Source organism: Streptomyces sp. NPDC057694 (assembly GCF_042799415.1).
GTDB lineage: Bacteria > Actinomycetota > Actinomycetes > Streptomycetales > Streptomycetaceae > Streptomyces.
Map to the genome: position 1 here is coordinate 57,631 of NZ_JBHVIX010000019.1, position 25,273 is coordinate 82,903.

General features: G+C 70.4%; 23 protein-coding genes and 2 tRNA genes. 19 read left to right on the forward strand and 6 right to left on the reverse strand.

From position 1 onward, the window contains the following. Positions 1 to 2: 2 nt before the first annotated feature. Together ACFVDP_RS31545 and nudC are read left to right on the forward strand one after the other, a co-directional pair. A complete protein-coding gene (locus ACFVDP_RS31545) occupies positions 3 to 1,415 on the forward strand; it encodes a dipeptidase (RefSeq protein ID WP_383497245.1) in 1,413 nt (470 codons plus the stop codon). A gap of 86 nt (positions 1,416 to 1,501) precedes the next feature. Beyond that, entirely contained in the window at positions 1,502 to 2,449 is a 948-nt protein-coding gene (gene nudC / locus ACFVDP_RS31550) for an NAD(+) diphosphatase (protein ID WP_383497248.1), read from the forward strand. Between the two features lie 18 nt (positions 2,450 to 2,467). On the opposite strand, the gene ACFVDP_RS31555 is transcribed toward nudC, so the two are convergent. Further along, positions 2,468 to 2,710: a mycoredoxin gene (locus ACFVDP_RS31555; RefSeq protein WP_383497251.1), complete on the reverse strand. Its 243-nt coding sequence runs from the start codon at positions 2,708 to 2,710 to the stop codon at positions 2,468 to 2,470. 162 nt (positions 2,711 to 2,872) lie between these two features. Here ACFVDP_RS31555 and ACFVDP_RS31560 point away from each other — a divergent pair, with 162 nt between their 5' ends. From ACFVDP_RS31560 to ACFVDP_RS31580, 5 genes are all read left to right on the forward strand, one after another. Continuing rightward, positions 2,873 to 5,095, forward strand: a complete 2,223-nt coding sequence (locus ACFVDP_RS31560) for an ATP-dependent DNA helicase UvrD2 (RefSeq protein WP_383497254.1) — start codon at positions 2,873 to 2,875, stop codon at positions 5,093 to 5,095. 161 nt (positions 5,096 to 5,256) lie between these two features. Next, positions 5,257 to 5,580 carry a hypothetical protein gene (locus ACFVDP_RS31565; protein ID WP_383497257.1) on the forward strand — a complete coding sequence of 108 codons (324 nt, stop codon included), beginning with the start codon at positions 5,257 to 5,259 and terminating at the stop codon, positions 5,578 to 5,580. A gap of 187 nt (positions 5,581 to 5,767) precedes the next feature. Beyond that, positions 5,768 to 6,136 (forward strand): WhiB family transcriptional regulator, encoded by a 369-nt coding sequence (locus ACFVDP_RS31570; protein WP_111666400.1) that lies wholly within the window; start codon positions 5,768 to 5,770, stop codon positions 6,134 to 6,136. Next, the gene (locus tag ACFVDP_RS31575; protein WP_383497260.1) at positions 6,133 to 6,456 is read left to right on the forward strand and encodes a hypothetical protein; all 324 of its coding nucleotides are present in this window, start codon (positions 6,133 to 6,135) and stop codon (positions 6,454 to 6,456) included. The genes ACFVDP_RS31570 and ACFVDP_RS31575 overlap by 4 nt, the downstream gene beginning before the upstream one ends. A 126-nt stretch (positions 6,457 to 6,582) precedes the next feature. Then, positions 6,583 to 6,786, forward strand: coding sequence for a hypothetical protein (locus ACFVDP_RS31580; protein WP_383497263.1), 204 nt, complete (start codon positions 6,583 to 6,585; stop codon positions 6,784 to 6,786). Here ACFVDP_RS31580 and ACFVDP_RS31585 read toward each other — a convergent pair whose 3' ends face one another. Both ACFVDP_RS31585 and ACFVDP_RS31590 read right to left on the reverse strand, forming a co-directional pair. After that, a complete protein-coding gene (locus ACFVDP_RS31585) occupies positions 6,787 to 8,157 on the reverse strand; it encodes an ABC1 kinase family protein (RefSeq protein ID WP_383497266.1) in 1,371 nt (456 codons plus the stop codon). Between the two features lie 68 nt (positions 8,158 to 8,225). Continuing rightward, complete coding sequence (locus ACFVDP_RS31590) at positions 8,226 to 9,389, reverse strand: ThiF family adenylyltransferase (protein ID WP_383497268.1); 1,164 nt, start codon at positions 9,387 to 9,389, stop codon at positions 8,226 to 8,228. Between the two features lie 218 nt (positions 9,390 to 9,607). On the opposite strand from ACFVDP_RS31590, the gene ACFVDP_RS31595 reads away from it, so the two are divergent. The 4 genes from ACFVDP_RS31595 (at position 9,608) to ACFVDP_RS31610 (ending at position 13,462) form a co-directional block, all read left to right on the forward strand. Next, on the forward strand, positions 9,608 to 10,204 hold the full coding sequence (locus tag ACFVDP_RS31595; protein WP_383497270.1) for a M48 family metallopeptidase: 597 nt from the start codon (positions 9,608 to 9,610) through the stop codon (positions 10,202 to 10,204). Positions 10,205 to 10,338: 134 nt separating this feature from the next. Beyond that, a complete protein-coding gene (locus tag ACFVDP_RS31600; RefSeq protein WP_383497272.1) occupies positions 10,339 to 11,997 on the forward strand; it encodes a TerD family protein in 1,659 nt (552 codons plus the stop codon). An 11-nt stretch (positions 11,998 to 12,008) separates the two neighbouring features. Continuing rightward, the gene (locus ACFVDP_RS31605) at positions 12,009 to 12,689 is read left to right on the forward strand and encodes an AIM24 family protein (RefSeq protein WP_383497274.1); all 681 of its coding nucleotides are present in this window, start codon (positions 12,009 to 12,011) and stop codon (positions 12,687 to 12,689) included. 17 nt (positions 12,690 to 12,706) lie between these two features. Beyond that, positions 12,707 to 13,462: an AIM24 family protein gene (locus ACFVDP_RS31610; protein WP_383497276.1), complete on the forward strand. Its 756-nt coding sequence runs from the start codon at positions 12,707 to 12,709 to the stop codon at positions 13,460 to 13,462. Positions 13,463 to 13,716: 254 nt separating this feature from the next. Here the strand turns inward: ACFVDP_RS31610 and ACFVDP_RS31615 are convergent, their stop codons facing one another. Then, positions 13,717 to 14,241: an NUDIX hydrolase gene (locus tag ACFVDP_RS31615; protein ID WP_383497278.1), complete on the reverse strand. Its 525-nt coding sequence runs from the start codon at positions 14,239 to 14,241 to the stop codon at positions 13,717 to 13,719. Then, positions 14,238 to 15,707, reverse strand: a complete 1,470-nt coding sequence (locus ACFVDP_RS31620) for a zinc-dependent metalloprotease (RefSeq protein WP_383497280.1) — start codon at positions 15,705 to 15,707, stop codon at positions 14,238 to 14,240. Before ACFVDP_RS31620 ends, ACFVDP_RS31615 begins: the two co-directional genes overlap by 4 nt. A 192-nt stretch (positions 15,708 to 15,899) precedes the next feature. Between ACFVDP_RS31620 and ACFVDP_RS31625 the strand changes: the two genes are divergently transcribed. The 4 genes from ACFVDP_RS31625 to ACFVDP_RS31640 all read left to right on the forward strand — a co-directional run bounded on the left by ACFVDP_RS31625 (position 15,900) and on the right by ACFVDP_RS31640 (position 19,030). Continuing rightward, complete coding sequence (locus ACFVDP_RS31625; protein ID WP_383497282.1) at positions 15,900 to 17,012, forward strand: SDR family oxidoreductase; 1,113 nt, start codon at positions 15,900 to 15,902, stop codon at positions 17,010 to 17,012. A gap of 121 nt (positions 17,013 to 17,133) precedes the next feature. Further along, entirely contained in the window at positions 17,134 to 17,598 is a 465-nt protein-coding gene (locus ACFVDP_RS31630; RefSeq protein WP_383497284.1) for a molybdenum cofactor biosynthesis protein MoaE, read from the forward strand. Positions 17,599 to 17,701: 103 nt separating this feature from the next. After that, positions 17,702 to 17,866 carry a hypothetical protein gene (locus ACFVDP_RS31635; protein WP_383497286.1) on the forward strand — a complete coding sequence of 55 codons (165 nt, stop codon included), beginning with the start codon at positions 17,702 to 17,704 and terminating at the stop codon, positions 17,864 to 17,866. 75 nt (positions 17,867 to 17,941) lie between these two features. After that, a complete protein-coding gene (locus ACFVDP_RS31640) occupies positions 17,942 to 19,030 on the forward strand; it encodes a PDZ domain-containing protein (RefSeq protein WP_383497288.1) in 1,089 nt (362 codons plus the stop codon). A gap of 79 nt (positions 19,031 to 19,109) precedes the next feature. Here ACFVDP_RS31640 and ACFVDP_RS31645 read toward each other — a convergent pair whose 3' ends face one another. After that, positions 19,110 to 19,652, reverse strand: a complete 543-nt coding sequence (locus tag ACFVDP_RS31645) for a PPA1309 family protein (protein WP_383497290.1) — start codon at positions 19,650 to 19,652, stop codon at positions 19,110 to 19,112. A gap of 140 nt (positions 19,653 to 19,792) precedes the next feature. On the opposite strand from ACFVDP_RS31645, the gene ACFVDP_RS31650 reads away from it, so the two are divergent. From ACFVDP_RS31650 to ACFVDP_RS31665, 4 genes are all read left to right on the forward strand, one after another. Further along, a complete protein-coding gene (locus ACFVDP_RS31650) occupies positions 19,793 to 22,711 on the forward strand; it encodes a UPF0182 family protein (RefSeq protein ID WP_383497448.1) in 2,919 nt (972 codons plus the stop codon). Positions 22,712 to 22,772: 61 nt separating this feature from the next. Continuing rightward, a tRNA-Met gene (locus ACFVDP_RS31655) sits at positions 22,773 to 22,846 on the forward strand. A gap of 303 nt (positions 22,847 to 23,149) precedes the next feature. After that, positions 23,150 to 24,955, forward strand: a complete 1,806-nt coding sequence (locus ACFVDP_RS31660) for a sel1 repeat family protein (protein WP_383497294.1) — start codon at positions 23,150 to 23,152, stop codon at positions 24,953 to 24,955. Between the two features lie 207 nt (positions 24,956 to 25,162). Further along, positions 25,163 to 25,236 (forward strand) — tRNA-Met (locus ACFVDP_RS31665). Positions 25,237 to 25,273: the final 37 nt, after the last annotated feature.

Consider the following 25,273-nt stretch of genomic DNA (forward strand, 5'->3'; position numbering starts at 1 on the left):
CCATGAGCAAGCCCGTTGACAACGCCGTCAGCACTGTCCGTGCGTACATCGAGGACCACCGCGAGGCGTTCCTCGACGACCTGGCCGCATGGCTGCGGATCCCCTCCGTGTCCGCCCAGCCCGACCACGCACCGGACGTGCGCCGCAGCGCCGACTGGCTCGCCGCCAAGCTGGCCGAGACCGGCTTCCCGACGACCGAGGTGTGGCCGACGCCCGGCGCCCCCGCCGTCTTCGCCGAGTGGCCCTCCGACGACCCCGAGGCCCCCACGGTCCTCGTCTACGGACACCACGACGTGCAGCCCGCCGCCCGCGAGGACGGCTGGGACACCGACCCCTTCGAGCCCGTCGTCGTGGGAAACCGCCTCCACGCGCGCGGGGCGGCCGACGACAAGGGGCAGGTGTTCTTCCACACACTCGGCGTGCGCGCCCACCTCGCCGCCACCGGCCGCACCACCCCCGCGGTCAACCTGAAGCTGCTCGTCGAGGGCGAGGAGGAGTCGGGCTCCCCGCACTTCCGGGAGCTGATCGAGGCCCGCAAGGAGCGGCTCACGGCCGACGCCGTGATCGTCTCCGACACCGGCATGTGGTCCGAGGACACCCCCACCGTCTGCACCGGCATGCGGGGCCTCGCCGACTGCGAGATCGAGCTGTACGGGCCCGACCAGGACATCCACTCCGGCTCGTTCGGCGGCGCCGTCCCGAACCCGGCGACCGCCGCCGCCCGCCTGGTCGCCGCGCTGCACGACGAGCACGCGCGCGTGGCCGTCCCCGGCTTCTACGACGGCATCGTCGAACTCACCGACCGCGAGCGCGCACTCTTCGCCGAGCTGCCCTTCGACGAGGAGCAGTGGCTGCGCACGGCGAAGTCCCACGCCACCTCCGGCGAGGCCGGGCTCACCACCCTGGAGCGCATCTGGGCCCGGCCCACCGCCGAGGTCAACGGCATCGGCGGCGGCTACCAGGGCCCCGGCGGCAAGACCATCGTCCCCGCGTCCGCCCAGCTCAAGCTCTCCTTCCGGCTGGTCGCCGGGCAGGACCCCGACCACGTGGAGAAGGCCGTCACCGCCTGGGTCGCCGACCAGCTGCCCGCCGGAATCCGCCACGAGATCACCTTCGGGGCCGCCACCCGGCCCTGCCTCACCCCGCTCGACCACCCCGCCCTGCAGTCCGTCGTCCGCGCCATGGGGAAGGCCTTCGAACAGAAGATCCTCTTCACGCGCGAAGGCGGCTCGGGCCCCGCCGCCGACCTCCAGGACGTCCTCGACGCCCCCGTGCTGTTCCTGGGCATCTCGGTCCCCTCGGACGGCTGGCACGCCCCGAACGAGAAGGTCGAACTCGACCTCCTGATGAAGGGCGTGGAAACAGCCGCGCACCTGTGGGGCGATCTCGCCGAGAGCTGGGCAGACGCTCCGTGACCGACACACCCCGCACCCACCGCGCCGTATCTCCTGCTGAACCGCCTGCCGAACCACCCATTCCACCGGGGGAGTTGGAAGCACCCGTGACCACCTGGACCGACCGCACCGCCGACCGACCGCTCTCGCTCGCCGCCCCGAGCGGCATCGACCGCGCCGCGCACCACCGCCTCGACGAGGCGTGGCTCGCTGCCGCCTGGAGCCACCCCACGACCCGGGTCTTCGTGGTCTCCGGCGGTCAGGCGCTGATCGACGAGACATCGAACGGCGTGACGGAACTGGTCATGACGCCGGCCTTTGAAGCGCCGCTCACCGAGGCGCACCGTTACTTCCTGGGCACCGACGACGACGGGATCAGCTACTTCGCGCTCCAGAAGGACACGCTTCCGGGCCGCATGGACCAGTCCGCGCGTCCGGCCGGTCTGCGTGAGGCCGGTCTGCTGCTCTCCCACCGGGACGCGGGCCTCATGGCGCACGCCGTCGCCCTGGAGAACTGGCAGCGGCTGCACCGCTTCTGCTCCCGCTGCGGCGAGCGCACCGTCATCGCCGCGGCGGGCCACATCCGCCGCTGCCAGGCCTGTGGGGCCGAGCACTACCCCCGCACCGACCCGGCCGTGATCATGGCCGTCACGGACGAGCAGGACCGCATCCTGCTCGGCCGTCAGGTGCACTGGCCCGAAGGCCGCTTCTCGACGCTCGCGGGCTTCGTGGAGCCCGGCGAGTCCATCGAGCAGTCCGTGCGCCGCGAGGTGTGGGAGGAGGCCGGCGTCGTCGTCGGCGACGTCGAGTACGTCGCCAGCCAGCCCTGGCCGTTCCCGTCCAGCCTGATGCTCGGCTTCATGGCCCAGGCCTCGTCCACGGAGATCAACGTGGACGGGGACGAGATCCACGAGGCCCGCTGGTTCTCCCGCGACGACCTGCGGGCCGCCTTCGAGTCCGAGGAGGTCGTGCCTCCCTACGGCATCTCGATTGCGGCCCGCCTGATCGAGCTCTGGTACGGCAAGCCCCTGCCGAAGCCCCGCGACGCGCTGTAGGCCCCGGCGCCGGGGGCCTCAGGCGCCGATCTTCTGCTTGACCTGTGCCAGCGAGGGGTTGGTGAGCGTCGAACCGTCGGCGAAGAGGACGGTGGGGACCGTCTGGTTCCCGCCGTTCGCCTTCTCGACGAACGCCGCCGACTCCGGGTCGTGCTCGATGTTGATCTCGCTGTACGCGATGCCCTCGCGGTCCATCTGCTTCTTCAACCGCTGGCAGTAGCCGCACCAGGTGGTGCTGTACATCGTCACAGTGCCCGGCATGTTCCTCGCGCTCCTTCGTGGCTGGGGATGCGTGTTCGCAATGTGTCGAACGTACGCGACCGGGCGGCCATTCCCGCACGTCGGGCGCATTAGTACGACCGGCGCCCGCTGCCTGTGGACAACGCGACGCATCCGCCCCCGCGGACCTGGCAGCATGGCGGGGTGACAGCAGCAACGCACTCCACCCTGTTCCCGCAGGTCCCGGAATCGGCCGACGCGGTGCTCGACGGGCTCGACCCCGAGCAGCGCGCCGTCGCCACGGCCCTGCACGGTCCGGTGTGTGTGCTCGCGGGCGCCGGCACGGGCAAGACGCGCGCGATCACCCATCGCATCGCGTACGGCGTCCGCGCCGGGATCCTCCAGCCCAACACCGTCCTCGCCGTCACCTTCACCAACCGCGCCGCGGGTGAGATGCGCGGACGGCTCCGGCAGCTCGGTGCCGGGGGAGTGCAGGCCCGCACCTTCCACTCGGCGGCCCTGCGCCAGCTCCAGTTCTTCTGGCCGAAAGCGGTCGGCGGCGACCTGCCCCGGCTCGTCGACCGCAAGATCCAGCTCGTCGCCGACGCGGCGGCCGCCTCCCGGCTCCGTCTGGACCGGGGCGAGCTGCGTGACGTGACCGCGGAGATCGAGTGGTGCAAGGTCACCCAGACCGTCCCCGGCGACTATGCGGCCGCGGCCCACAAGGTGGCCCGTGAGACCCCTCGCCACCCCGCCGAGATCGCCCAGATCTACTCCGACTACGAGACCCTCAAGCGCGACCGCGGCGTCATCGACTTCGAGGACGTGCTGCTGCTGACCGTCGGCGTTCTGCAGGACCGGCAGGACATCGCCGAGCAGGTCCGCGCCCAGTACCAGCACTTCGTCGTCGACGAGTACCAGGACGTCAGCCCGCTCCAGCAGCGCCTGCTGGACCTGTGGCTCGGCGACCGGGACAGCCTGTGCGTCGTCGGCGACGCCAGCCAGACGATCTACTCCTTCACCGGCGCCACCCCGGACCACCTGCTGAACTTCCGCACCCGACACCCCAGCGCCACCGTCGTCAAGCTGGTCCGCGACTACCGCTCGACGCCCCAGGTCGTGCACCTGGCCAACGGCGTGCTCGCCCGGGCCAAGGGGCGCGCCGCCGAGCACCGCCTCGAACTGATCTCACAGCGCGAGGCAGGACCCGAACCGGTCTACGTGGAGTACGTGGACGAGCCCACCGAGGCCGAGGGCGCGGCCCGCCGCATCCGCGAGCTGATCTCCTCCGGGGTCTCCGCGGGCGAGATCGCGATCCTGTTCCGGACGAACGGCCAGTCGGAGATCTACGAGCAGGCCCTGGCCGACGCGGGCGTGCCCTACCAGCTGCGCGGCGCGGAGCGCTTCTTCGAGCGCCCCGAGGTGCGCAAGGCCGGCCACTCCCTGCGCGCGGCGGCCCGCTTCGGTGGCAACGACGCGGGGCTGGACGAGGCCGTCGACCTGCCCTCCCAGGTGAGAGCCGTTCTCTCCGGCGAGGGCTGGACGACCCAGCCGCCCGCCGGATCCGGCGCCGTGCGCGAGCGCTGGGAGTCCCTCGCCGCCCTCGCCCGGCTCGCCGAGGACTTCGCGCGGGCCAACCCCACAGCGACCCTGTCCGACCTCGTCACCGAACTCGACGAGCGGGCGAACGCCCAGCACGCGCCCACGGTGGACGGCGTCACACTGGCGTCACTGCACGCGGCGAAGGGCCTGGAGTGGGACGCCGTGTTCCTGGTCGGGGTGGCCGAGGGCATGATGCCGATCTCGTACGCCAAGACCGACGAGCAGGTCGAGGAGGAGCGACGGCTCCTGTACGTCGGTGTGACACGCGCGCGGCGCCACCTGGGCATCTCCTGGGCGCTGTCCCGCTCGCCGGGCGGCCGCGCGAACCGCAGGGCGAGCCGCTTCCTCGACGGGCTGCGGCCGGGGTCCACCGGTCCGGCCGGACGCCGTGCGAGCGGCGGGCACGCCGGCGTCGAGCACGGGGCGCGGCCGGACGACGCCGCGTGGGAGCCGCCTGCCGGAGCCCGGCGCCGGGGTGACAGGAAGGTGGCGCGCTGCCGGGTGTGCGGGCACACGCTCGACGCCGCCGAGATGAAGCTGATGCGCTGCGAGGACTGCCCGTCCGACATGGACGAGGGGCTCTACGACCGGCTCATCGAGTGGCGCGCCCGCACGGCGGCGGCCCTCGGGCAGCCCGCGTTCTGCGTCTTCACGGACAAGACCCTGATCGCGATCGCGGAGGCGTCGCCGGACGATGAGCGGGAGCTCTCGCGCATCCCGGGTGTCGGCCGACGGAAGTTTCGGAGCTACGGCTCCGATGTTCTTGCTCTTTGCGCAGGTCAGATGCTGGAGGACGAGGGCGATGAGGTCGCGGAGGACGACTGATTCAAACTCGTCGAAAAAATAGTTTGCGCATGCCCCAGCAATCCCCATAGGTTCTTAAGCACGAGAGCAGCGGTCTTCTCCAAGACCCTGGTTCCGTGTTGTACTTGAAAGCCGTCGGACCGGTTCACCGGTCCCCTAGACGCCGAGAGGAGGCGATTCCAGTGATCAGCATCAACGCCAGCTCCATCACCACCGTGAAAATGACCGATCGCTCGGTCGTCGCTTCCTGCCTGCTCGGCTTCTCGAACCTGGGCACCGGTCTGTCTGGCCTCAGCGCCATGCGTCCGGAGTCCGGCATGTCCCTCGCTTCGCTTCCGATTCGCGAGGGCAATGAGCGACCGACCAAGGCACCGGAAGCAGTAGCGACGGCACAGGCCCATGCCTATGCCTTTGCAGCGGCCGGTGCCGGATTCCGGAAGCAGACGACGCAGCACCACACGATGTGGGCCTTCCGTGGGCCTGAACCCTGGAGTGATCCAGCCTGATCTTCGATCAGGCCGGCGCCTTCAGGGCCGCGGAACCCCATCCGGGATCCGCGGCCCTTCTGTTTTCCCGGAAGAACCAGCGGTCTTCCGAGGGACCAGTACGAAGGGGCCTCGGGACAACAAAAGAACCCGGTACCACCGCCACCCGGCCCACCGGCCGGAACGACCAGACGAGGAAGACGACACCGTGCAACTCGAAGCGCACGCCCCGTCCGTACCGCCTTCAGACCCTCTTCCCCCGCCCGTCCCCACGGAGGACTCCACCTTGAACCCGCTGACTGCGCTCACCGCGCTCGACGACGCCATCGAGAACCTCGGCGTGCCCGTCCCCTGCCGTGCCTACGACCCCGAGGTCTTCTTCGCGGAGTCGCCGGCGGATGTCGAGTACGCCAAGTCCCTCTGCCGTACCTGCCCGCTGGTCGAGGCCTGCCTCGCCGGCGCCAAGGAGCGGCGTGAGCCGTGGGGCGTCTGGGGTGGCGAGCTGTTCATCCAGGGAGTCGTCGTGGCCCGCAAGCGGCCGCGTGGCCGCCCGCGCAAGAACCCGGTCGCGGCATGAACACCCGAGGAACGATCGACCGCCCCCTGACGCACGACCCCAAGAAGCAGGCCCCGATGAAGCCGTCCACGAGCGAGCCCGCCGGCTCCGTGACTCCAGACTTTTCGACATCCGACGCGAACGACTCGCGTCAGAACAGGACCCGACAGATGCAACTCGCCCCAGAAGCCTTGGCTCGTGCGCATATGCACGAGCGCATGCGTGAGGCCGACATCGCCCGCCAGGCCATGCGCCTGGTGATCGCCCGTCGGATGCAGCGTCGCGCCGAGCGCGCCTCGCTGCGCGCCCGCCGCGCGCTCGCCATGGCCGTCATGCAGTAATGGCCGCCATGCAGTAACCGTCTACAACAGCACCCGGCTGTTCGTGCGGGGGTCGGTCCGGTCCGGACCGACCCCCGCTGTGCGTTGTGCCGGGCGATCACCGGCGGGCGGCGTTATCGTCGCCGGGTGACGTCTCTTCCCGGCGGGGACTCCGCGCAGCAACCGGATCACCGGACGCCGGTGTGCGCCCGGTGCGGCACCACGGCCCGGGGGACACCACTGACCTGGACGTACTCCGTCGAAGGCGGCGTTCGGCGGCACTTCTGCGAGGCCTGTTCCCGGGAGAACATCAGGGCCATCGAAGGCCGCCTCGACTCCGACCGCTGGTGATCAGGCCTCGACTGCGGGCGGCGGGTCTTCCTCCCCGGAATCGGTCTCCTCGGCCACGAAGCCCGGTACCCAGGCCTCCAGTTCGTCCCTCAGCCGCACGGTGGCGCCCAGCTGACACAGCACGCCGATCGTGCTGAGCGTCACCCGGTGGATCAGCAGATACGCCGGGGGCAGGTTCAGCTGCTTGCCCAGCTGGTGCGCGGGGGAGCGGGGGTCGGCGATCCGCGCCGCCTGGTTGCGCATCCACGCACGGGTGAAGGTGAACTCCTCGACCTGCGCCGGCTCGATGATCGGCAGCAGATAGTCGAGCACCGCGTCCGGTTCGAGCCGGATCGACTCCTTGACGAAGCCCTCCTCGCGCAGCAGTTCGTAGATCGCGCTCGCGTCACCGTCCAGCGTCAACCGCAGCGAGTCACCGATCGGCGAGGGCAGACCGCCCGGCAACCGGTCGACCGTGCCGAAGTCCAGTACGCCCAGCCGCCAGCCGCTCTTCTCATCGGGCAGCAGACGGAAGTTTCCCGGGTGCGGGTCCGCGTGCAGCAGACCCGTGCGCGCCGGTCCCGAGAACAGGAAGCGGGCCAGCAACTGGCCTGCCCGGTCGCGCTGTTCCCTGCTGCCGTCGCTGATGATCTCGGCGAGCGGAATCCCGTCGATCCACTCCGTCACCAGCACCTGCTCGCACTGGTGCACCACGTGCGGCACCACGACATCGGGGTCCTCGTCGAACTCGTCGGCGTGCGCCTGCTGTGCCTGCGCCTCCAGGCTGTAGTCCAACTCCTCCGAGACCCGGTCGCGCAGTTCGGTGATGAGCGGCTTGATGTCCATCCCCGGAATGAGCGGACCCAACAGGCGCGCGAAACGGCCCAGTTGATTCAGATCCGACAGCAACGCCTCACCGGCGCCCGGGTACTGGACCTTCACGGCGACCTCCCGGCCGTCGTGCCACACCGCGCGGTGCACCTGGCCGATCGACGCGGCCGCCGCCGGCTTGTCCTCGAACTCCAGGAACAGCTCGCGCCACTCCTTTCCGAGCCGCTCCTCCAGAACCGCGTGCATGGTGCGGGTCGGCATCGGAGGCGCGGCCTCCTGAAGCTTGGTGAGGGCGGCCCGGTAGGGGCCGGCGACATCCTCCGGCAGCGCGGACTCGAAGACGGACAGCGCCTGCCCGAACTTCATCGCCCCGCCCTTCAGCTCACCCAGGACGCGGAACAACTGCTCCGCCGTGCGCTGCTGCAGCTCCCGGCCGACGATCTCGGCGGACTTGCCTCCGATGCGCTTGCCGATGCCCCAGGTCGCCCGGCCCGCGAAGCCGATGGGTAGTGCGGCCAGCTTGGCGGTACGGGTAACCGCCTTCCGGGGAAGATCAGACATACACCCCTCCAAGTGCCTGGACAGCCGTGCCGCGCATGTCCAGGTGTCGTGGCGCCGTCGGCCATTGCCTACCCCGCCATTGTGTCGTGCGGCTCTTCCTCCACGGGGGTCTCCTTCCCGTAACCTCCCTCACCCGCACCGCACGGGCACTCCGGATGCGGCCACACCGGCCGTGCGTGCCAGTCAAGACCCGGCGCGGACGCCTCCCAGCGCGCCCCCGTGCTCGAAGGCAGCTCGCCGTCCAGGAAGGCCAGTCCGTGGGCTGCCGCAAGCCCCGCCACAGCGGTGGACAGGCCCACGTCACAGGCCTGAACCTGACGCGATGAGCGGCCCGAGCCCCACTGTGCGAGCAGTCGCGGCCAGGTCGGATCACGGTCGGTGCGTCCCAGGAGCAGACAGTGCGCACACCCCGAACCGCCTGGCAGCACCAGCGGGCCCACCACACCCGTGGCTTCGACCACGCCCGCGTACAGATGCGGAATCCCCGCGGCCATCAGGTCCTCGACGGCCACCGGGTCGGGGGAGTGGACGCCGAGTCCGTCCCGGGGCGCGACGATCACCAGCGACAGCTGCGGTTCGCCCTGCTCCCGCTCGGCCGGGCGTGGCGTGGTCCTGCGCCGGTCCGGGCGCGGCGGCCGGGCCGGCGCCGCGGCGCGCACCACTCGCTGCGCGGACACCTCGCGGCGCTCGCCCACCGCCTCCGTCGACTGCCCGCCGGGTGCCACGTCCCACGGCGCGACGCAACCGCCGTCCCGCACGTCGACATGGCCGACTCCCGCAGCGGCGAGGACCGAGGCGACGACCGCGCCCACCCGGCCAGCCCCGCGCACCTGCACCCGCATCGCGTGCCGTGCCGCCAACTTCCTTATTCCCTCGGCGGGTTCGGACGTGGTGACCGTCAGCGCCGCGTGGTCGGGGCGGAGTCGGTCCATGACCGCCGCGCGTCGGCGCATGGCGTCGGCGTCCGGGCCGCCGCCCGTCGCGTCGTCGAGCAGGCCCGCCCCGGTCAGCCGATCGAGCAGCGCGTCCACATGGCCGTCGGGCAGACCCATCCGCCGGGCCTCGTCACGCAGCAGAGGCACACCCCGGGTGCCGTCGAGCAGCGTCAGAAAACTCCCGGTGGCCGTGTCCACCGGTCCGAGCACCACCGCGTGTGCCGGTGTCACCCCGAACTGCACCGTGTTCAGGTCGTGCCAGCCGCGCCGCAGCGCGGGCTTGAGGATCGGATGCATGGCTGTCCCCCGTGGTCCCCCGTGCCGTGCTCCCGCCGATGGGGCCGGAGCCGTTCGCGTCGATCGATGGCCAGCATGCCCACCCGGCCGAACGGGTGCGGAAAGTTGTCCACAGGCAGTGGGTAATAGTCGTACGAATCGATCGCAGGCGGCGCGGGACCGCACCGAAGAGTTCCGGAGGCGGGACTTCCGCCCTGTACAGCGGGTAACGTCGGGGCGTGCCCGTCGACCCACTGCACCGTGCCACGACCACGCAGCGCAGCACGGAGAAACCGCCGCCAGGCGGCCTTGGGGCGAGCGCGGTCGAGGTTCGCAGGAGTTCCCGGCGGCGCCGGACGGTCTCCGCCTACCGCGAGGGCGATCGCACCGTGGTCCTCATCCCGGCCCGGATGTCGGAGGCCGAGGAGAAGCGCTGGGTCGGCGTCATGCTCGACAAGCTCGCGGCGCAGGAGAGCAAGCGGGTCCTCGGCGACGCCGAGCTGGCCGAGCGCGCCGAGCGGCTCTCCGAACAGCACCTGGACGGAAAGGCCCGCCCCGCGTCCGTTCGCTGGGTCACCAACCAGAACACCAGGTGGGGATCCTGCACCCCCTCCGAAGGCAGCATCCGGCTCTCGCACCGGCTGCAGGGCATGCCCGAGTACGTCATCGACTACGTACTGATCCACGAGCTGGCACATCTGCTGGTGCCCGGGCACGGCCCGCGTTTCTGGCGCCTTCTCGAGGCGTATCCGCGAACGGAGCGGGCGCGTGGCTACCTCGAAGGGGTGGTGGCGGCGGACCGGCTGCCGCAGCTGCCTGCCACGCGCGGCGAGTGATCGATCCCTGAGCACACCCGGTGCCCTGCGGGGACGGTTCTGTACCAGGGCTGTACCGACATCTACCGATGTCGGTGTTTGCAGTTAGCCTGGCGCGACGCAATCACCATCCGGATGGGGGACGGTCGTTACGCATGGCCAGGGAATTCCAACGCGGCCACAAGGCCAAGATCAGTGACCTCACGGCGGGCACCGATCTGTACGTAGGCGTACAGATCGCCGGTCCCGGCCTGACCTTCGACATCAGTTGCTTCGGCCTCGACGCCGACGAGCGGCTCTCCGACGACCGTTATTTCGTCTTCTTCAACCAGCCGAAGACGCCCGAGGAGTCCGTTCAGCTGCTGGGTGCCCAGGCCGGTGACACCGAGTCCTTCCGTGTCACCCTCGACAAGATCCCGTCGCAGATCCAGAAGCTGTCCTTCACCGCGACCGTCGACGGCGCGGGGCAGATGTCGCAGGTGGGCCCGGGGTACATCCGGATCGTCGCCGGTGGTGACGAGGTGGCCCGCTACGCCTTCAACGGCGGCGAATTCTCCACCGAGCGCGCGGTGATGCTGGGCGACTTCTACCTGAAGGACGTCTGGCGCTTCGCGGCCGTCGGACAGGGTTTCGACGGCGGCCTGGACGCGCTGCTCAAGAACTTCGGCGGCGAGGTCGCCGAGGAGGAGCCCGCCGCCGCGCCCGAGGCGCCGCCCCAGCAGGCCGCGGCCCCCGGATTCGCGCCGCCCGCCTTCGGAGCCCCGGCCGCCCCGGCGCCCCCGCCCGCCCCGGCGCAGCAGAACTTCGCCCCGCCGCAAGCACCGCCGCAGGGTCCCCCGCCGCCCGCCCCCGCCCCGGCCGCGCCGTCGATCCACCAGGCGCCCACCATCGCCGGGCCCTTGGTCACGCCTCCGGGCACCGTGCCGCCGCCCCCGCCCGCCCCGAGCCCGTACGGGCAGCAGCCGCAGCAGCAGTTCGGGCAGGTCCCGGGGCAGGGCAGCGCGCCGATGCCGCCCGGATACGGACCGCAGTCCCCGACGCCGCCCATGCCGCCGGGCTATCAGCAGCCACCCGCCGCACCGGCCCCGTTCGGCGGCCCGCAAGGAGCTCCGCAGGGCGCCCCGCAGGGTGTCCCGCAGCAGTCCGCGGCGCCGGGTGTCGCGGCGGCCCTGGAGAAGTACCGCGAGGCGCCCACCGGGCAGCGCTGGACACCGCAGAACAAGAAGCTGATCCGCGTCGACCTCGGCGCCGCCGGTGACCAGCCCGTGCTCGCCCGCCAGGGCAGCATGGTGCTCTACCAGGGCAAGGTCGACTTCAGCTACAAGGGCGCGGGCTTCGCGGGCCGCATCGTGGGCAACGCCACGGGCCAGGAGATGCAGCTGATGCGCTGCACCGGCCGCGGCCAGGTGTTCTTCGCCGAAGAGGCCACCTACCTGCACCCCATCGAGCTCCAGGGCGACGCGATCTGCGTCTCCTCGGAGAACGTGCTGGCCTTCGACGAGAGCCTTCAGTACGAAGTGCGCAGGATCGAGGGACACGGCATCCCCGGGGGCGCCCTGTTCGTCATGCAGTTCCAGGGCACCGGAACCGTCGTCGTGAAGACCCACGGCACCCCCGTGGTCCTGCCGGTGACCCCCACGACGTTCGCCGACTCCAACGCGGTGGTGGCCTGGTCCGCCGCCGCCCAGGCGATCGTCTCCAGCCAGGTCCGTATGCGCCGCAACGCCTATCCCGGGCACAGCGGCGAAGGCGTGAACCTGCAGTTCCGGGGCGCACCCGGAAACTTCATCGTCGTCCAGCCGTACGAGGTCTGAGGGAGCCCGTCATGAACCAGCCATTCGCGGGCTTCGCCCCGACACCCGTAGGCGCCCGCATGGAGAACCACGGCAGCAACATGCTGAAGGTCGCCATGCAGAGCGGGAACGACCTGATGGCGCGCGTGGGCTCGATGGTCGCCTACGAAGGCTTCATCCAGTACGAGCCCAACCCGCCCGCCGTGCGCCAGATCGCCCGTGACTGGATCACCGGCGAGGGCGCGCCGCTGATGAAGGCGTCCGGCGACGGCCTGCTCTACCTCGCCGACTACGGCGCGGACGTCGTCGTCATCAACCTCGGCGGCGACTCGATCTCCGTCAACGGCACCAACCTGCTCGCCTTCGACGCCCACCTCCAGTGGGGCGTGGAGCGGGTGAAGGGCCTCGCCAAGTTCGCGGGGCAGGGCCTGTGGAACATCACCGTCAGTGGTCAGGGCTTCGTCGCCCTGACCTCGCGCGGTACCCCGATCGTCGTCGACTGCGGCCGCGGCGAGGACGAGACGTACGTGGACCCGGACGCGCTCATCGCCTGGTCGCCGCAGCTCAAGGTGAAGGGCAAGCGCAGCTTCCGGGCCGGCTCGCTCATCGGGCGCGGCAGTGGGGAGGCCTACCAGATGGGCTTCTCCGGCGAGGGCATCGTCGTCGTACAGCCCAGCGAGGACAGCACCGACCGTCTCCGAGCCCGGGGCTGAGGGGGAGCGAACACACCATGCAGAGCCCGCTTTTCGCATACGCCGATCAGCAGTCCCAGGACCGCTACACGGTGCAGAACCCGCAGATGCTGCGGGTCGTCCTGGAAGGCCACGACGACCTCCTCGCCCGCAAGGGTTCGATGGTCGCCTACCAGGGACTCGTCGAGTTCGACGGCGAGTACCAGGCCCACGGCCAGCAGCGCGCCCGCGCGGTCACCGGTGAGGGCCTGAGCCTGATGCGCTGCCACGGCCAGGGCATCGTCTACCTCGCCAACCTCGCCCAGTACGTCCACGTGGTGGACGTCGAGCAGGACGGTCTGACTGTGGACAGCAGCTACGTGCTGGCCATGGACTCCGGCCTGCACCACGAGGTGATCGCGGTGGACAGCCAGTTCGGCATCTCCGGATCCGGCAAGTACCAGCTCAACATCACCGGCCACGGCAAGGTCGCCCTGATGACGTCGGGCCAGCCGCTGATGATGCAGGTCACGCCGGACAAGTACGTCAATGTCGACGCGGACGCCATCGTCGCCTGGTCGACCGGCCTCCGGGTCCAGATGCAGGCGCAGACGCATTCCTCGGGCGTCTGGCGGCGCCGCGGCAACACCGGCGAGGGCTGGGAGCTCAGCTTCATGGGGAGCGGTTACGCGCTCGTCCAGCCCAGCGAGCTGCTGCCGCCGCAGAACGCGGCGATCGGCGGCGGCCTCGCCGCTCAGTACGGGATGGGCCAGCAGGGCGCCCGCGGCGCCAACCAGGGCAACGTCTGGAGCTAGGGCCTGTCCGGCGGATCTTGTCGCGGGCGCGGGGTCTGGCACGCACATCTGCGGCGTTGTCGTCGGTTGCCAACGCTCCGCGTTGTCGCCCTCCTCCGCCTTGCAGCTGCACGCACCAGACCCCGCTCACCAGCACAGAAGGTGCGGGCCACCCGAACGCGACCTGATCCGCCGGACAGGCCCTAGAGCCGTACAGCCACACATGTAAGGGGCGAGCGCCATAGCGCTCGCCCCTTACACGTGCCCGGACGTGCCTACAGGCGCGCCCGGGTCGCCTCCACCAGGCGGACCACTGACGTGTCGGCGACGTCAGCGACCTCGTCGTAGCGGAACCAGCGCAGGTCCAGGGACTCGTCGCTGATGGCCTCCGTGGCGTCCGGCGGCGCGAGCGCCGCGTACTGCACGTCCAGGTGCCGGCTGCACGGGCCGGGGATCGGATGCCGGTCGAGCCGGACCGGGCCGCCCGCCAGCAGCGTCAGACCCGGGACACCGGACTCCTCCGTCGCCTCGCGCAGGGCCGCGGCCGCCAGCGTCGGGTCACCGGGCTCGCAGTGGCCGCCCATCTGCAGCCACATCCGCAGCTTCTTGTGGAGCGTCAGCAGGACGCGCCCACGCACGGGGTCGATCACCAGGGCGCTCGCCGTCAGGTGACCGGCCGTGCACGGCTTCCACATCCCCGCCTCGCCGTGAGCCGCGAGGTGGTCCAGGTAGGCCTGGCGCAGCTCCGGCTGGTCCTCGTAGCTCTTCAGCACAAGGACCGCGTCGTCGTACAGGCTCACTTGGTGTCGTCGTCCTCGCCCGTGTCGTCGTCCTTGGTGAGCTTCGGCTTGTCGCCGCTCTCGGTGGTGTCGGCGGTGCCGCCGGCCGCTTCGCCGAGCATCTTGTCGAGCTCGGAGAAGTCCAGCTGCTCGCGGTGGACGAAGCCGTCCGGGTCGTCCAGGTCGGACGCCGTCGGCAGCATGTCCGGGTGCGCCCACAGGCCGTCCCGGCCGTCGACCCCGCGCGCGTCCGTGAGCGAGGCCCACAGGCGCGAGGCGTCCCGCAGCCGGCGCGGCCGCAGCTCGAGACCGATCAGCGTCGCGAACGTCTGCTCGGCCGGGCCGCCGGTCGCACGGCGGCGGCGCAGCGTCTCGCGCAGCGCGTCGGCGGACGACAGGCGCGGCTTCGCGGCCGCGTGGACCACCGCGTCGACCCAGCCCTCCACGAGCGCCAGAGCGGTCTCCAGACGCGCCAGGGCGGCCTTCTGCTCCGGGGTGTCCTCCGGCTGGAACATGCCCTGCTGGAGTGCTTCCTGGATCTGCTCGGGGTTCTGCGGGTCGAACTGGCCGACCACGTCCTCCAGCTTCGTGGTGTCGACCTTGATCCCGCGCGCGTAGCCCTCGACCGCGCCGAACAGGTGCGAGCGCAGCCACGGCACGTGCGAGAAGAGCCGCTGGTGGGCGGCCTCGCGCAGCGCCAGATAGAGGCGGACCTCCTCCTGCGGGACGCCGAGGTCCTTGCCGAACGCCTCGACGTTCAGCGGCAGCAGCGCCGCCTTGCCGGCCGGGGCCAGCGGCAGGCCGACGTCCGTGGAGCCGACGACCTCGCCCGCGAGCACGCCGAGCGCCTGGCCGATCTGCGAGCCGAACATGGCGCCGCCCATGGAGCGCATCATGCCGATCAGCGGGCCCGCCATGGCCTGCATCTCCTCGGGCAGGACGTCGCCCATGGCCAGGCCGACCCGCTCGGCGACCGGGTCGACGAGCTCCTTCCACACCGGGAGGGTCGCCTCGACCCACTCCGCGCGGCTCCACGCCACGGCGGAGTGCGCGCCCGAGGGCAGCGACGTCGCGTCGTCCAGCCACAGATCGGCCAGCCGCACCGCCTCCTCGACCGCGGTGCGGTCGGCGGGGCCCACGCTCGCGTCCTTCACGCCGTCCTGCGTGCCCTGGGAGACCGTCTGGCGTGCGATGTCCTTGGCCATGTCCCAGTTCACCGGCCCGCCCTCGTAGGAGAGCATCTGGCCGAGCTGCTGGAACGCCGCCCCCAGATCGTTCGGATCCATCGAGCCGAACATCGCCGCGAACGGGTTGTCCCCGCCCGCGCCACCGGGGCCGCCCGCGCCGGGAAGGCCCGGGAAAGCGCCGAATCCGAACGGATTGGCCGGTCCCTGACCGCCACCGCCCTGCTGGTCCTTCTTCTTGCCCTCGTCGCCGTCTTCCGGCTCCTCCGGCGGAAGGCCGAAACCGAATGGGGTGTCACTCACGGGATTCCTCGGCTGGTAAGGCCACCGGTTCTGCCCGGTGGCGACTGCCCGACTTACACACACCCAGCGTAGACACCGCGACGGGATCGGGCCTCGGTGCTTCGCCGACTCATGGCCTGCGGCAGGATGGATGCCTCCTGGTACGTACGCGTCATACACGTACTTACCGAAGACAACCGCTGGAGACGCCCGGTGAGTTCCCCAGATCCGCAGGTTCGCGCAGCGCGAAACCCTTCAACCAGTCCGGCCGTGCGCGGCCCCGTCGTCGCGGTCACCGGTGCCGCGTCCGGCATCGGCGCTCTGCTCACCGAGCGGCTCGCGGCGTCCGACGAGATCAAGCAGGTGCTCGCCATCGACGAGCGGCGGGGCGAGTGCACGTCCGCCACCTGGCACATCCTGGACGTACGGGATCCGGCCATCGCCGAGAAGCTGCGCGGCGCGGACGTCGTGGTGCACCTCGCGCTCGACCTCGATCTCGAATCCGACCCGGCGGCCCGCACCGCGTACAACGTGCGGGGCACCCAGACCGTGCTCACCGCCGCCGCCGCGGCCGGTGTGCACCGCGTCGTGCTGTGCACCTCGGCCATGGTCTACGGGGCTCTGCCCGACAACGAGCTGCCGCTCTCGGAGGACGCGGAGCTGCGGGCCACCGCGGAGGCGACCGGTGTCGGCGACCTCCTGGAGATCGAGCGTCTCGCGCGCCGCGCGCCCCGCGCGCACCCCGGCCTCAACGTCACCGTGGTGCGTCCCTCGGTGCTCGTCGGCGGCACGGACACGGCTCTCACGCGCTACTTCGAGTCGCCTCGCCTGCTCGTCGTGGCCGGTTCGCGGCCCGCCTGGCAGTTCTGCCACGTGGAGGACCTGTGCAGCGCTCTCGAGTACGCCGTCCTGGAGAAGGTCGACGGAGAGCTCGCGGTCGGCTGCGACGGGTGGCTGGAGCAGGAGGAGGTCGAGGAGCTGAGCGGGATCCGGCGCATGGAGCTGCCCTCCGCCGTCGCGCTCGGCGCCGCGGCCCGGCTGCACCGGATCGGCCTCACGCCCTCGCCCGCGGGTGACCTGGCCTACACGATGTACCCCTGGGTCGTCAGCGGGAGCCGGCTGCACGACGCCGGATGGCGGCCCCGGTGGACGAACGAGGAGGTCCTCGCGGAGCTGCTGGAGGAGGTCGCCGGGCGGCGCACCGTGGCCGGACGACGGCTCGGGCGCAAGGACGCGACGGCCGCGGGCGCGGCGGGCGCGACAGTGGCCCTGCTGGGTACGGCGGCCGTGGTGCGGCGGGTGCGCAAGGCCCGGCGGCGCATCTGAGGGCCGGGCGGGGGAGACCTCGCCCGCCGTGCCGCGCCGTGCGGAATGCCTGCCTGCATCCGGGTGGCCTGTAGGAGGCTCCAATTCACGGCTGTCGGTGGCGTACGGCACGATGAAGGGCATGGCATCCACCCAGCACGACCACCCCGGCGAGCAGGCGGCGCAGGACCCGATCAAACTGCTCGCCGTCCGTGAGAGACCGCTCTCCGTCGACGAGGTCTTCACGGCCGTCGGGGACGACGCCGCGGGCGGTACCGCGCTCTTCGTGGGGACCGTGCGCAACCACGACGGCGGGGCCGACGTGGACCGGCTCGGGTACTCGTGCCACCCGACCGCGGAGGCCGAGATGCGGCGCGTCGCGGAGAAGGTCGTCGCCGAGTACCCGGTGCGCGCGCTCGCGGCCGTCCACCGCGTCGGCGACCTGGCGGTGGGTGACCTCGCCGTGGTGGTCGCCGTGTCGTGTCCGCACCGCGGCGAGGCCTTCGAGGCGTGCCGCAGGCTCATCGACGACCTCAAGCACGAGGTCCCCATCTGGAAGCACCAGACGTTCGCCGATGGTACGGAGGAGTGGGTCGGAGCCTGCTGAGGTTCCAGTTGCGTAACCGCCCCCCTGCGGCGAGCGTTGACAGTGCGGATGGTTAATCTGCTGATCAGTCAGTTGCGGTCGCACATGGGGTCGGGAGGTCGGTATGGCAGTGCTCTTGTGGCTGCTGATTCCGGTTGTCGCTGCGGTCGGCGCCGGGCTCTGGGGCTCGTGGGCCGGGCGGACCCGGCACAAAACGGGTGACGTCACCGAGCTCAGTGGTTACGAACGCTTCCGCGAGGCGATGGAGAAGTCCCACTCCGGGACCTGAGGCGGCCCGCGCCCGTGGTCCCGTACGGACCGGCCCCACAGGTGCACGGACAGGCGCGTCCCGTACTGTCGTTCCATGCCACGCCGCACCGCGACGATGCTCGCCTCGACTCTGATGCTGATCGCGCTGCTCTGCGCGGGGGTTCTCATCAAAGTGCCCTACGCGGAGATGTCCCCGGGCCCGACGGTGAACACCCTCGCGGACCACGACGGCGAACCCGTCATCCAGATCTCCGGGCACAAGACGTACGACACGTCCGGGCATCTCAACATGACGACCGTCCGGGTCACCAGCGCCGACTTCAACATGAACCTGGTCTCCGCGGTCTACGGATGGCTCGCCCACGACAGCATCGTGGTGCCGCACGACACCCTGTACCCGGAGGGCCAGACCGAGGAGCAGTCCTCGCAGGAGAACGCCGAGGAGTTCAGCCAGTCCCAGGAGAGCGCCAAGGTCGCCGCCCTGGAGGAGCTGAACATCCCCGTGAAGTCCTGGGTGATCGTTTCCTCCGTCGTCAAGGACAGCCCGGCCGAGGGCGAACTGCACGCCGGTGACGTCATCAAGGCCGTCGACGGCACCAGGATCACCAAGCCGGCCGATGTCGCGAAGCTCGTCACGAAGCACAAGGCGGGCGAGAACGTCGTCTTCACGGTCGTGCCCGTCAAGGAAGCCGCCGCAGCCGAGAAGGAGGGCAAGGAGGCGACCCGCACGGAGAACGTCACGATCAAGACGGACAAGGCCGACGACGGCCGCGCGATCGTGGGCATCCAGGCTGGGACCGACCACACCTTCCCGTTCCAGATCGACATCAAGCTCGCCGACGTCGGCGGCCCCAGCGCCGGTCTGATGTTCTCCCTCGGCATCGTCGACAAGCTCACGCCCACCGATCTGACGGGCGGCAAGTTCGTGGCCGGTACCGGCACCATCGACGACGCCGGCAAGGTCGGCCCCATCGGCGGCATCGGGATGAAGCTCGTCGGCGCGCGGGACAAGGGAGCGCAGTACTTCCTGACGCCGAAGGACAACTGCGCGACGGCGGCCAAGGACACCCCGGACGGGCTCACGCTGGTCAAGGTGGACACCCTGGACGACGCGATGGGCGCCCTGAAGGACATTCGCAGTGGCAACACCGACGCCCTGCCGAAGTGCTCCGCCAAGAGCTGAGAGCTGAAAGCTGAGGCACGAGCCGAAACACGGCTCTACGTAGACGAACGTGTAGACGAATGGGTGGACGAGGAGAACCTCACTCGGCGAAGGTCGCCGTCAGGGCCTCGGCGAGGCCCGGCACCAGGTCGGAACCCGTGAGGACCTCGGTCGGCGAGTCCTTCTCGCGCAGCCGCAGCGCCGAGTCGCGGGTCCCGTCGCGCAGGACCGCGACCGTCATCCGGACCTCCTGGCGGTCCGGGTGCTCGGCGACCCACCGGGTGAGCTTCTTGCCGGTCAGTCCCTCCGGGACGGAGGCCTCGGCGGACGGCGGCAGCATCAGGCGCTCCACCGTCAGCGCGCAGCCCGCGACGGCGTCGGGCCACGCGATGGTGCCGAGGAACTCGTCCAGCGGCTTGGAGGCGGGAACCTCGTCCTGAAGGATCGGGGTGAAGCCGGTCGTCTCGCCCTCGCTCTCCAGGCCGAGCTGGGAGGCGAGCGCCGGTTCCTGGCTGCGCAGGGCGGCGGTGTCGACGAGGGCGAAGAGACGGGCGGGCTGGTCCCAGCCCATGCCGGAGGCGTACTCGTCGATCTCGAGAACGGCGCGGGTGAGGGGGCTTGCTGCCATGGGGGTGTTGGACATGGTCACAATCCTGCCTCGTTAGTCCCCCGAAGCGGGAACTGAGTAAAGCCTGAGTAAGTTGCATAGGTGAGGGGTCCGCGATCTCGGGGGCCTGACAGATCGATTAGCGAACTATCGAGGTGCGCACCTTGGCTTTCCAGATGCCGGACCGGGGCGGGGGTCCGACGGGACCGCGGATCAGAGTGGGACGCCCCTCCCGGCGTGCCCGGACGCTGCTGTTGACGCTGGGCGTCCTGGCCGTGCTCGGCATGGCCTTCGTCATGTTCTCCGGGTTCTGGACGGACTGGCTGTGGTACCGGTCGGTCAACTACTCGTCCGTGTTCACGACGACGTTGCAGACGAAGATCGGACTCTTCTTCGTCTTCGGTCTGCTCATGGCGCTCGCCGTGGGCGTGAACATCTGGCTGGCGCACCGGCTGCGCCCGCCGCTGAGCGCCATGTCGACGGAACAGCAGAGCCTCGACCGCTACCGGATGGGCATCGCGCCCTTCAAGAAGTGGCTGCTGCTCGGGATCACCGCCCTCGTCGGCCTGATCGCGGGCGCCTCGGCCGCGAGCCAGTGGCGCACATGGCTGCAGTTCGTGAACGGCGTGCCGTTCAACCAGAAGGACTCGCAGTTCCACCTGGACGTGTCCTTCTACGCGTTCGACCTGCCCTGGTACCGCTTCCTCCTCGGCTTCGGTTTCGCGGCCGCGGTCATCGGCCTGGTCGCCGCCGCGCTGACGCACTACCTGTACGGCGGACTGCGGATCACCAGCCCCGGGGCGCGCGCCACGGCGGCCGCGACGGGACACCTCTCCGTCCTCCTGGGCCTCTTCGTGGCCCTCAAGGCGGTCGCGTACTGGCTCGACCGGTACGGGCTCGCGGTGAAGTCGAGCGACTTCAAGGCGACGGACAACTGGACGGGCCTCAGGTACGTCGACGCGACCGCGTATCTGCCGGCGAAGACGATCCTGTTCTGCATCGCCGTCATCTGCGCCCTGCTGTTCTTCGCGACCCTGTGGCGGCGCACCTGGCAGCTGCCGGTCATCGGCTTCGGCCTGATGGTGCTCTCGGCGATCCTGATCGGCGGCCTGTACCCGGCCATCGTGCAGAAGTTCCAGGTGCAGCCGAACGAGCAGTCCAAGGAAGCGCCGTACATCAAGAAGAACATCGATGCCACGCGCAAGGCGTACGGCATCGACACGGCGACGGTCGGCGACTACAGCGGCGAGGGGTCCGACAAGGACACCAAGAAGCAGCGCTCGGAGGCCGACTCGGCGGCCAGCTACCGCCTGAACGACCCGAACATCGTGTCGCCGACCTTCCAGCAGCTCGAGCAGCAGCGGAAGTACTACCAGTTCCCGACCACCCTGGACGTGGACCGCTACAAGGGCCAGGACACCGTCGTGGGCCTGCGCGAGCTGAACCTCGGCAAGCTCGACAAGCGCAACTGGATCAACGACCACTTCGTCTACACGCACGGCTACGGAGCCGTGACGGCGAAGGGCACCTCCACCTCGCAGGGCGCCCCGCAGTTCACCGAGTCGGGTCTGCCGACCAGCGGTGACCTCGGGGACTACAACCAGCGCATCTACTACGGCGAGAAGACGACGCAGTACTCGATCGTCGGCGGGCCGCAGAAGGAGCTGGACTACGAGCAGGAGGACGGCACCCAGAAGACCACCAGCTACAAGGGCAAGAGCGGCGTCAACCTCTCGAACCCGATCAACCGCGCGGCGTACGCGGTGGCCTTCAGCGAGCCGCAGATCCTCTACTCCGGCGCCATCGGCGACGGTTCGCGGATCCTGTACAACCGCACGCCCAAGGAGCGCGTCGAGGCGGTCGCGCCCTGGCTGACCATCGACGGCGACGCGTACCCGACCGTCGTCAACGGCGAGATCAAGTGGGTGGTCGACGCCTACACGACGTCGAACGGCTACCCGTACGCGTCTCGTACGACGCTCGGCGACACCACCGCCGACTCGCTCAACGAGGCCGACAGCCAGCGCTCCGTGGTCGCGCAGCAGAACCAGGTCAACTACATCCGCAACTCGGTGAAGGCGACCGTCGACGCGTACACGGGCGAGGTCAAGCTCTACGCGTGGGACGAGAGCGACCCGGTCCTGAAGACGTGGGAGAAGGCGTTCCCCGGCACGGTGCAGCCCAAGAGCGCCATCCCGGCCGACCTGAAGGAGCACCTGCGCTACCCGCAGGACATGTTCAAGGTCCAGCGGGAGCTGCTGAGCCTGTACCACGTGACGGACTCGGACCAGTTCTACAACGCGTCCGACGCCTGGCAGGTGCCGAACGACCCGACCAAGAAGGACAACAGCGCGGTCCCGCCGTACTACCTGTCCATGAAGATGCCGGGTCAGACCAGTCAGCAGTTCTCACTGACGACGACGTTCACACCCAGTGGAAGGCCGAATCTACGGGCCTTCATGGCGGTGGACGCCGACGCGACCAGTAAGGACTACGGCGCCATAAGGCTGCTGAGAGTCACCGAGGACAAGGTTCAGGGGCCGGAGCAGGTACAGAACAAGCTCAACTCCTGGGATCCGGTGGCGAACTGGGTGCGCGACATGAAGGGCGCCGACTCGACGGTCCTGTACGGCAATCTGCTGACGGTGCCACTCGACAGCGGCTTCCTCTACGTCGAGCCGATCTACGCACAGGGACGCAACTCCGAGTACCCGCTGATGCGCAAGGTCGCCGTCTCGTACGGAGACAGAATGGGCTTCGCGAACTCGCTCTCGGATGCGCTGAACGACGCCTTCGACGTGGACGGCGGCTCGACGACCGAACCGGAGAAACCCGGCGGTGACAAGACGACGCCGACGGACTCCACGGTCAAGGAGGCCCTCGCCGACGCCGAGAAGGCCTTCGAAGCGGGCCAGAAGGCACTGAAGGACGGCGACTGGGCCGCGTACGGCACGGCACAGGACGATCTGCAGGACGCCCTGGAGCGCGCCGACAAGGCCCAGACCGTGGCCGAGAAGGAAGCCGGCAAGAACGGTGACGGCAAGTCCGGCAGCAAGGACAAGGCAGGCTCCGACGGCACGAGCAGCAGTGGCTGAGGTGCAGGTCGGAGGGTGAGTGAGCACCATCCCGCGCCGTGGTACGGTTGCATCACAACGGCGCGGGGTGGAGCAGCTCGGTAGCTCGCTGGGCTCATAACCCAGAGGTCGCAGGTTCAAATCCTGTCCCCGCTACTGATGATCGAAGGCTCGGAAGCTAAGGCTTCCGGGCCTTCGGTGCGTCAGGGCACCGGATGTCATGAGTCGCTGGCATGTGCGGTGCGACTCAGTGCGAAACGGGCTGTTCCGGGTACGCGTGCCAGGGGCGTACCAGAGATGTACCAGGTCTGTCCCAGGTACGTGCGAAAGAGGCTTCGCCCGGGGAGACTTGAGGAATCTGTGTTTCACTTATCTCTCTGTGGGCATGTCGACAAAACGCTGAAGTGACCTCACTGGCTGCGGTATTCACGATGTACCCAGGTTGCAGGTGGTGCGACGATGGACGTTATGGGGGACAAGGCAACTCTGTTGGAGACAGGGCGGTTTGTGCAGCCGACAGATCGGGACGAATCCGGTGAAGCTGTAGAAGAAGCACGCCAGCGGCTGGCCGCGGAGGCCGGCGACGTCGAGGCGATGAGTGTCCTCGGCGCCATGCTGCTGCGCCGCGGTGATCTCGACGGGGCCGAGCCTCTGCTGCGCAACGCCACGAGCGTGGGCGACCGGGCCGCCGCCAACAATCTGGGTGTCCTGCTCCACCAGCGGGGCTACGCCGACGAAGCCGCGGGATGGTGGCGGATCGCCGCCGTCGCCGGCTCCGCCGCCGCAGCCCACGCCCTGGGCCGGCACCACCGCGAGCGGGGCGACGAGCCCGCCGCCGAGTACTGGCTGCGCCAGTCCGCGGAGCAGGGCCACACGCTCGCCGCGTACGCCCTCGCCGACCTCCTTGAGCACCGCAGCGACGTGGGCGCCGAGCGCTGGATGCGGGTCGCCGCCGAGCGCGGGCACCGGGAGGCCGCGTACCGCCTCGCCCGCGCGCTCGACCGCAAGAGCGGCACCGATGTGCTGGTCGCGGGAGACGCCAGGAGCCCCGCCGAGGAAGCGGAGCAGTGGTACCGCCAGGCCGCCGCGCGCGGGCACCGCAGGGGCGCGCTGCACCTCGGCGCGATCCTGGAGAAGCGCGGCGAGCTGAAAGAGGCCGGCCGTTGGTACCTGACGTCCGCCAAGGACGGTGAGCCGCGCGCCGCGTGCGCCCTCGCGTTCCTGCTGCGTGACGCCGGCGACGAGGAGAGCGCCGCCGTGTGGTGGCTGCGCGCCGCCCAGGACGGCGACGGCAACGCGGCGAACGCGCTGGGCGCGCTGCACGCCGGACGCGGCGAGACGCAGACCGCCGAGCGCTGGTACCGGGCCGCCATGGACGCGGGCGACAACAACGGCGCGTACAACCTCGGTCTGCTGTGCGCCGAGCAGAAGCGCACCGCGCAGGCCGAGGACTGGTACCGGCGTGCCGCCTACGCCGGGCACCGCGAGGCGGCCAACGCGCTCGCTGTCCTGCTCCTGCAGAACGGGGACGCGGTCGGCGCCGAGCCCTGGTTCTCCAAGGCCGCCGAAGCGGGCAGCGTCGATGCCGCCTTCAATCTGGGCATCCTCTACGCGGGTCGCGAAGAGGCGGAGTCGGCTCTCAAGGCGGTCCAGTGGTACGAGCGTGCCGCGGCCGGCGGGCACACCGAGGCCGCCCTCCAGGCGGGTATCGCGCGGCTGCGTGACGGCGACGAGCAGGGCGCCGAGCGGCATCTGCGGTGCGCGGCGGGCGGGGGCAGCCCCGAGGCCGCCTACCGGCTCGCCACGCTGCTCGACCGGCGGACGCCGCCCGCGCCCCGGCACGAGCTGGGGGAGCCCGTCACGGCGAAGACCGAGTGCGAGGAGTGGTACGAGCGGGCCGCCGAGCACGGGCACCGGCGTGCGCAGGTACGGGTCGGGATGCTGGCCGCCGCGCGCGGGGATGTCGTCGAGGCGGCTCGTTGGTACCGGGCGGCCGCCGAGGCCGGGTCGCGCAACGGGGCGTTCAATCTCGGGCTGCTGCTCGCGCGGGAGGGCAGTGAGCCGGAGGCGGCGCTGTGGTGGACGCGGGCGGCTGATGCGGGGCATGGGCGGGCGGCGTTGCGGTTGGCTCTGCTGTGTGCTCGGCGTGGGGAGCTTGCCGCGGGGCAGACGTGGGCGTCTCGGGCTGTCGAGCTCGGGCCGGCTGAGGTTGCCGAGCGGGCCGGGCGGTTGCGGGATGCCTTGCGGCAGGAGCTTTCGGCTTAGAGCGGGGCTGTGGCTGGTCCGGCGGGGCTGGGGCTCGGGCCTGATGCGCGCTCGCCCCGCGCCGGGGTGCCGCCTTGCCCACCCTGCCGCCCCTGGCGGCAGATTGCCCAACGCGGCGGGGCGGGGTGGGAAAGCGGCAGATTGCCCAAGGCGGCTGGGAAGGGATTTGCGCTGGTCGGGGGCGTCGCGTAGAGTCGGGTTTACCGACGCGGGGTGGAGCAGCTCGGTAGCTCGCTGGGCTCATAACCCAGAGGTCGCAGGTTCAAATCCTGTCCCCGCTACTGAAAGTCCAAAGCCCGGAACCATCAAGGTTCCGGG

Excerpts from the sequence above, each read along its gene's own strand:
- ACFVDP_RS31545 (WP_383497245.1), top strand. The coding sequence starts at position 3 with ATGAGCAAGCCCGTTGACAACGCCGTCAGCACTGTCCGTGCGTACATC.
- ACFVDP_RS31555 (WP_383497251.1), bottom strand. The coding sequence starts at position 2,710 with ATGCCGGGCACTGTGACGATGTACAGCACCACCTGGTGCGGCTACTGC.
- ACFVDP_RS31575 (WP_383497260.1), top strand. The coding sequence starts at position 6,133 with ATGAACACCCGAGGAACGATCGACCGCCCCCTGACGCACGACCCCAAG.
- ACFVDP_RS31585 (WP_383497266.1), bottom strand. The coding sequence starts at position 8,157 with ATGTCTGATCTTCCCCGGAAGGCGGTTACCCGTACCGCCAAGCTGGCC.
- ACFVDP_RS31590 (WP_383497268.1), bottom strand. The coding sequence starts at position 9,389 with ATGCATCCGATCCTCAAGCCCGCGCTGCGGCGCGGCTGGCACGACCTG.
- ACFVDP_RS31600 (WP_383497272.1), top strand. The coding sequence starts at position 10,339 with ATGGCCAGGGAATTCCAACGCGGCCACAAGGCCAAGATCAGTGACCTC.
- ACFVDP_RS31605 (WP_383497274.1), top strand. The coding sequence starts at position 12,009 with ATGAACCAGCCATTCGCGGGCTTCGCCCCGACACCCGTAGGCGCCCGC.
- ACFVDP_RS31610 (WP_383497276.1), top strand. The coding sequence starts at position 12,707 with ATGCAGAGCCCGCTTTTCGCATACGCCGATCAGCAGTCCCAGGACCGC.
- ACFVDP_RS31630 (WP_383497284.1), top strand. The coding sequence starts at position 17,134 with ATGGCATCCACCCAGCACGACCACCCCGGCGAGCAGGCGGCGCAGGAC.
- ACFVDP_RS31635 (WP_383497286.1), top strand. The coding sequence starts at position 17,702 with ATGGCAGTGCTCTTGTGGCTGCTGATTCCGGTTGTCGCTGCGGTCGGC.
- ACFVDP_RS31640 (WP_383497288.1), top strand. The coding sequence starts at position 17,942 with ATGCCACGCCGCACCGCGACGATGCTCGCCTCGACTCTGATGCTGATC.
- ACFVDP_RS31645 (WP_383497290.1), bottom strand. The coding sequence starts at position 19,652 with ATGTCCAACACCCCCATGGCAGCAAGCCCCCTCACCCGCGCCGTTCTC.
- ACFVDP_RS31650 (WP_383497448.1), top strand. The coding sequence starts at position 19,793 with ATGCCGGACCGGGGCGGGGGTCCGACGGGACCGCGGATCAGAGTGGGA.
- ACFVDP_RS31660 (WP_383497294.1), top strand. The coding sequence starts at position 23,150 with ATGGACGTTATGGGGGACAAGGCAACTCTGTTGGAGACAGGGCGGTTT.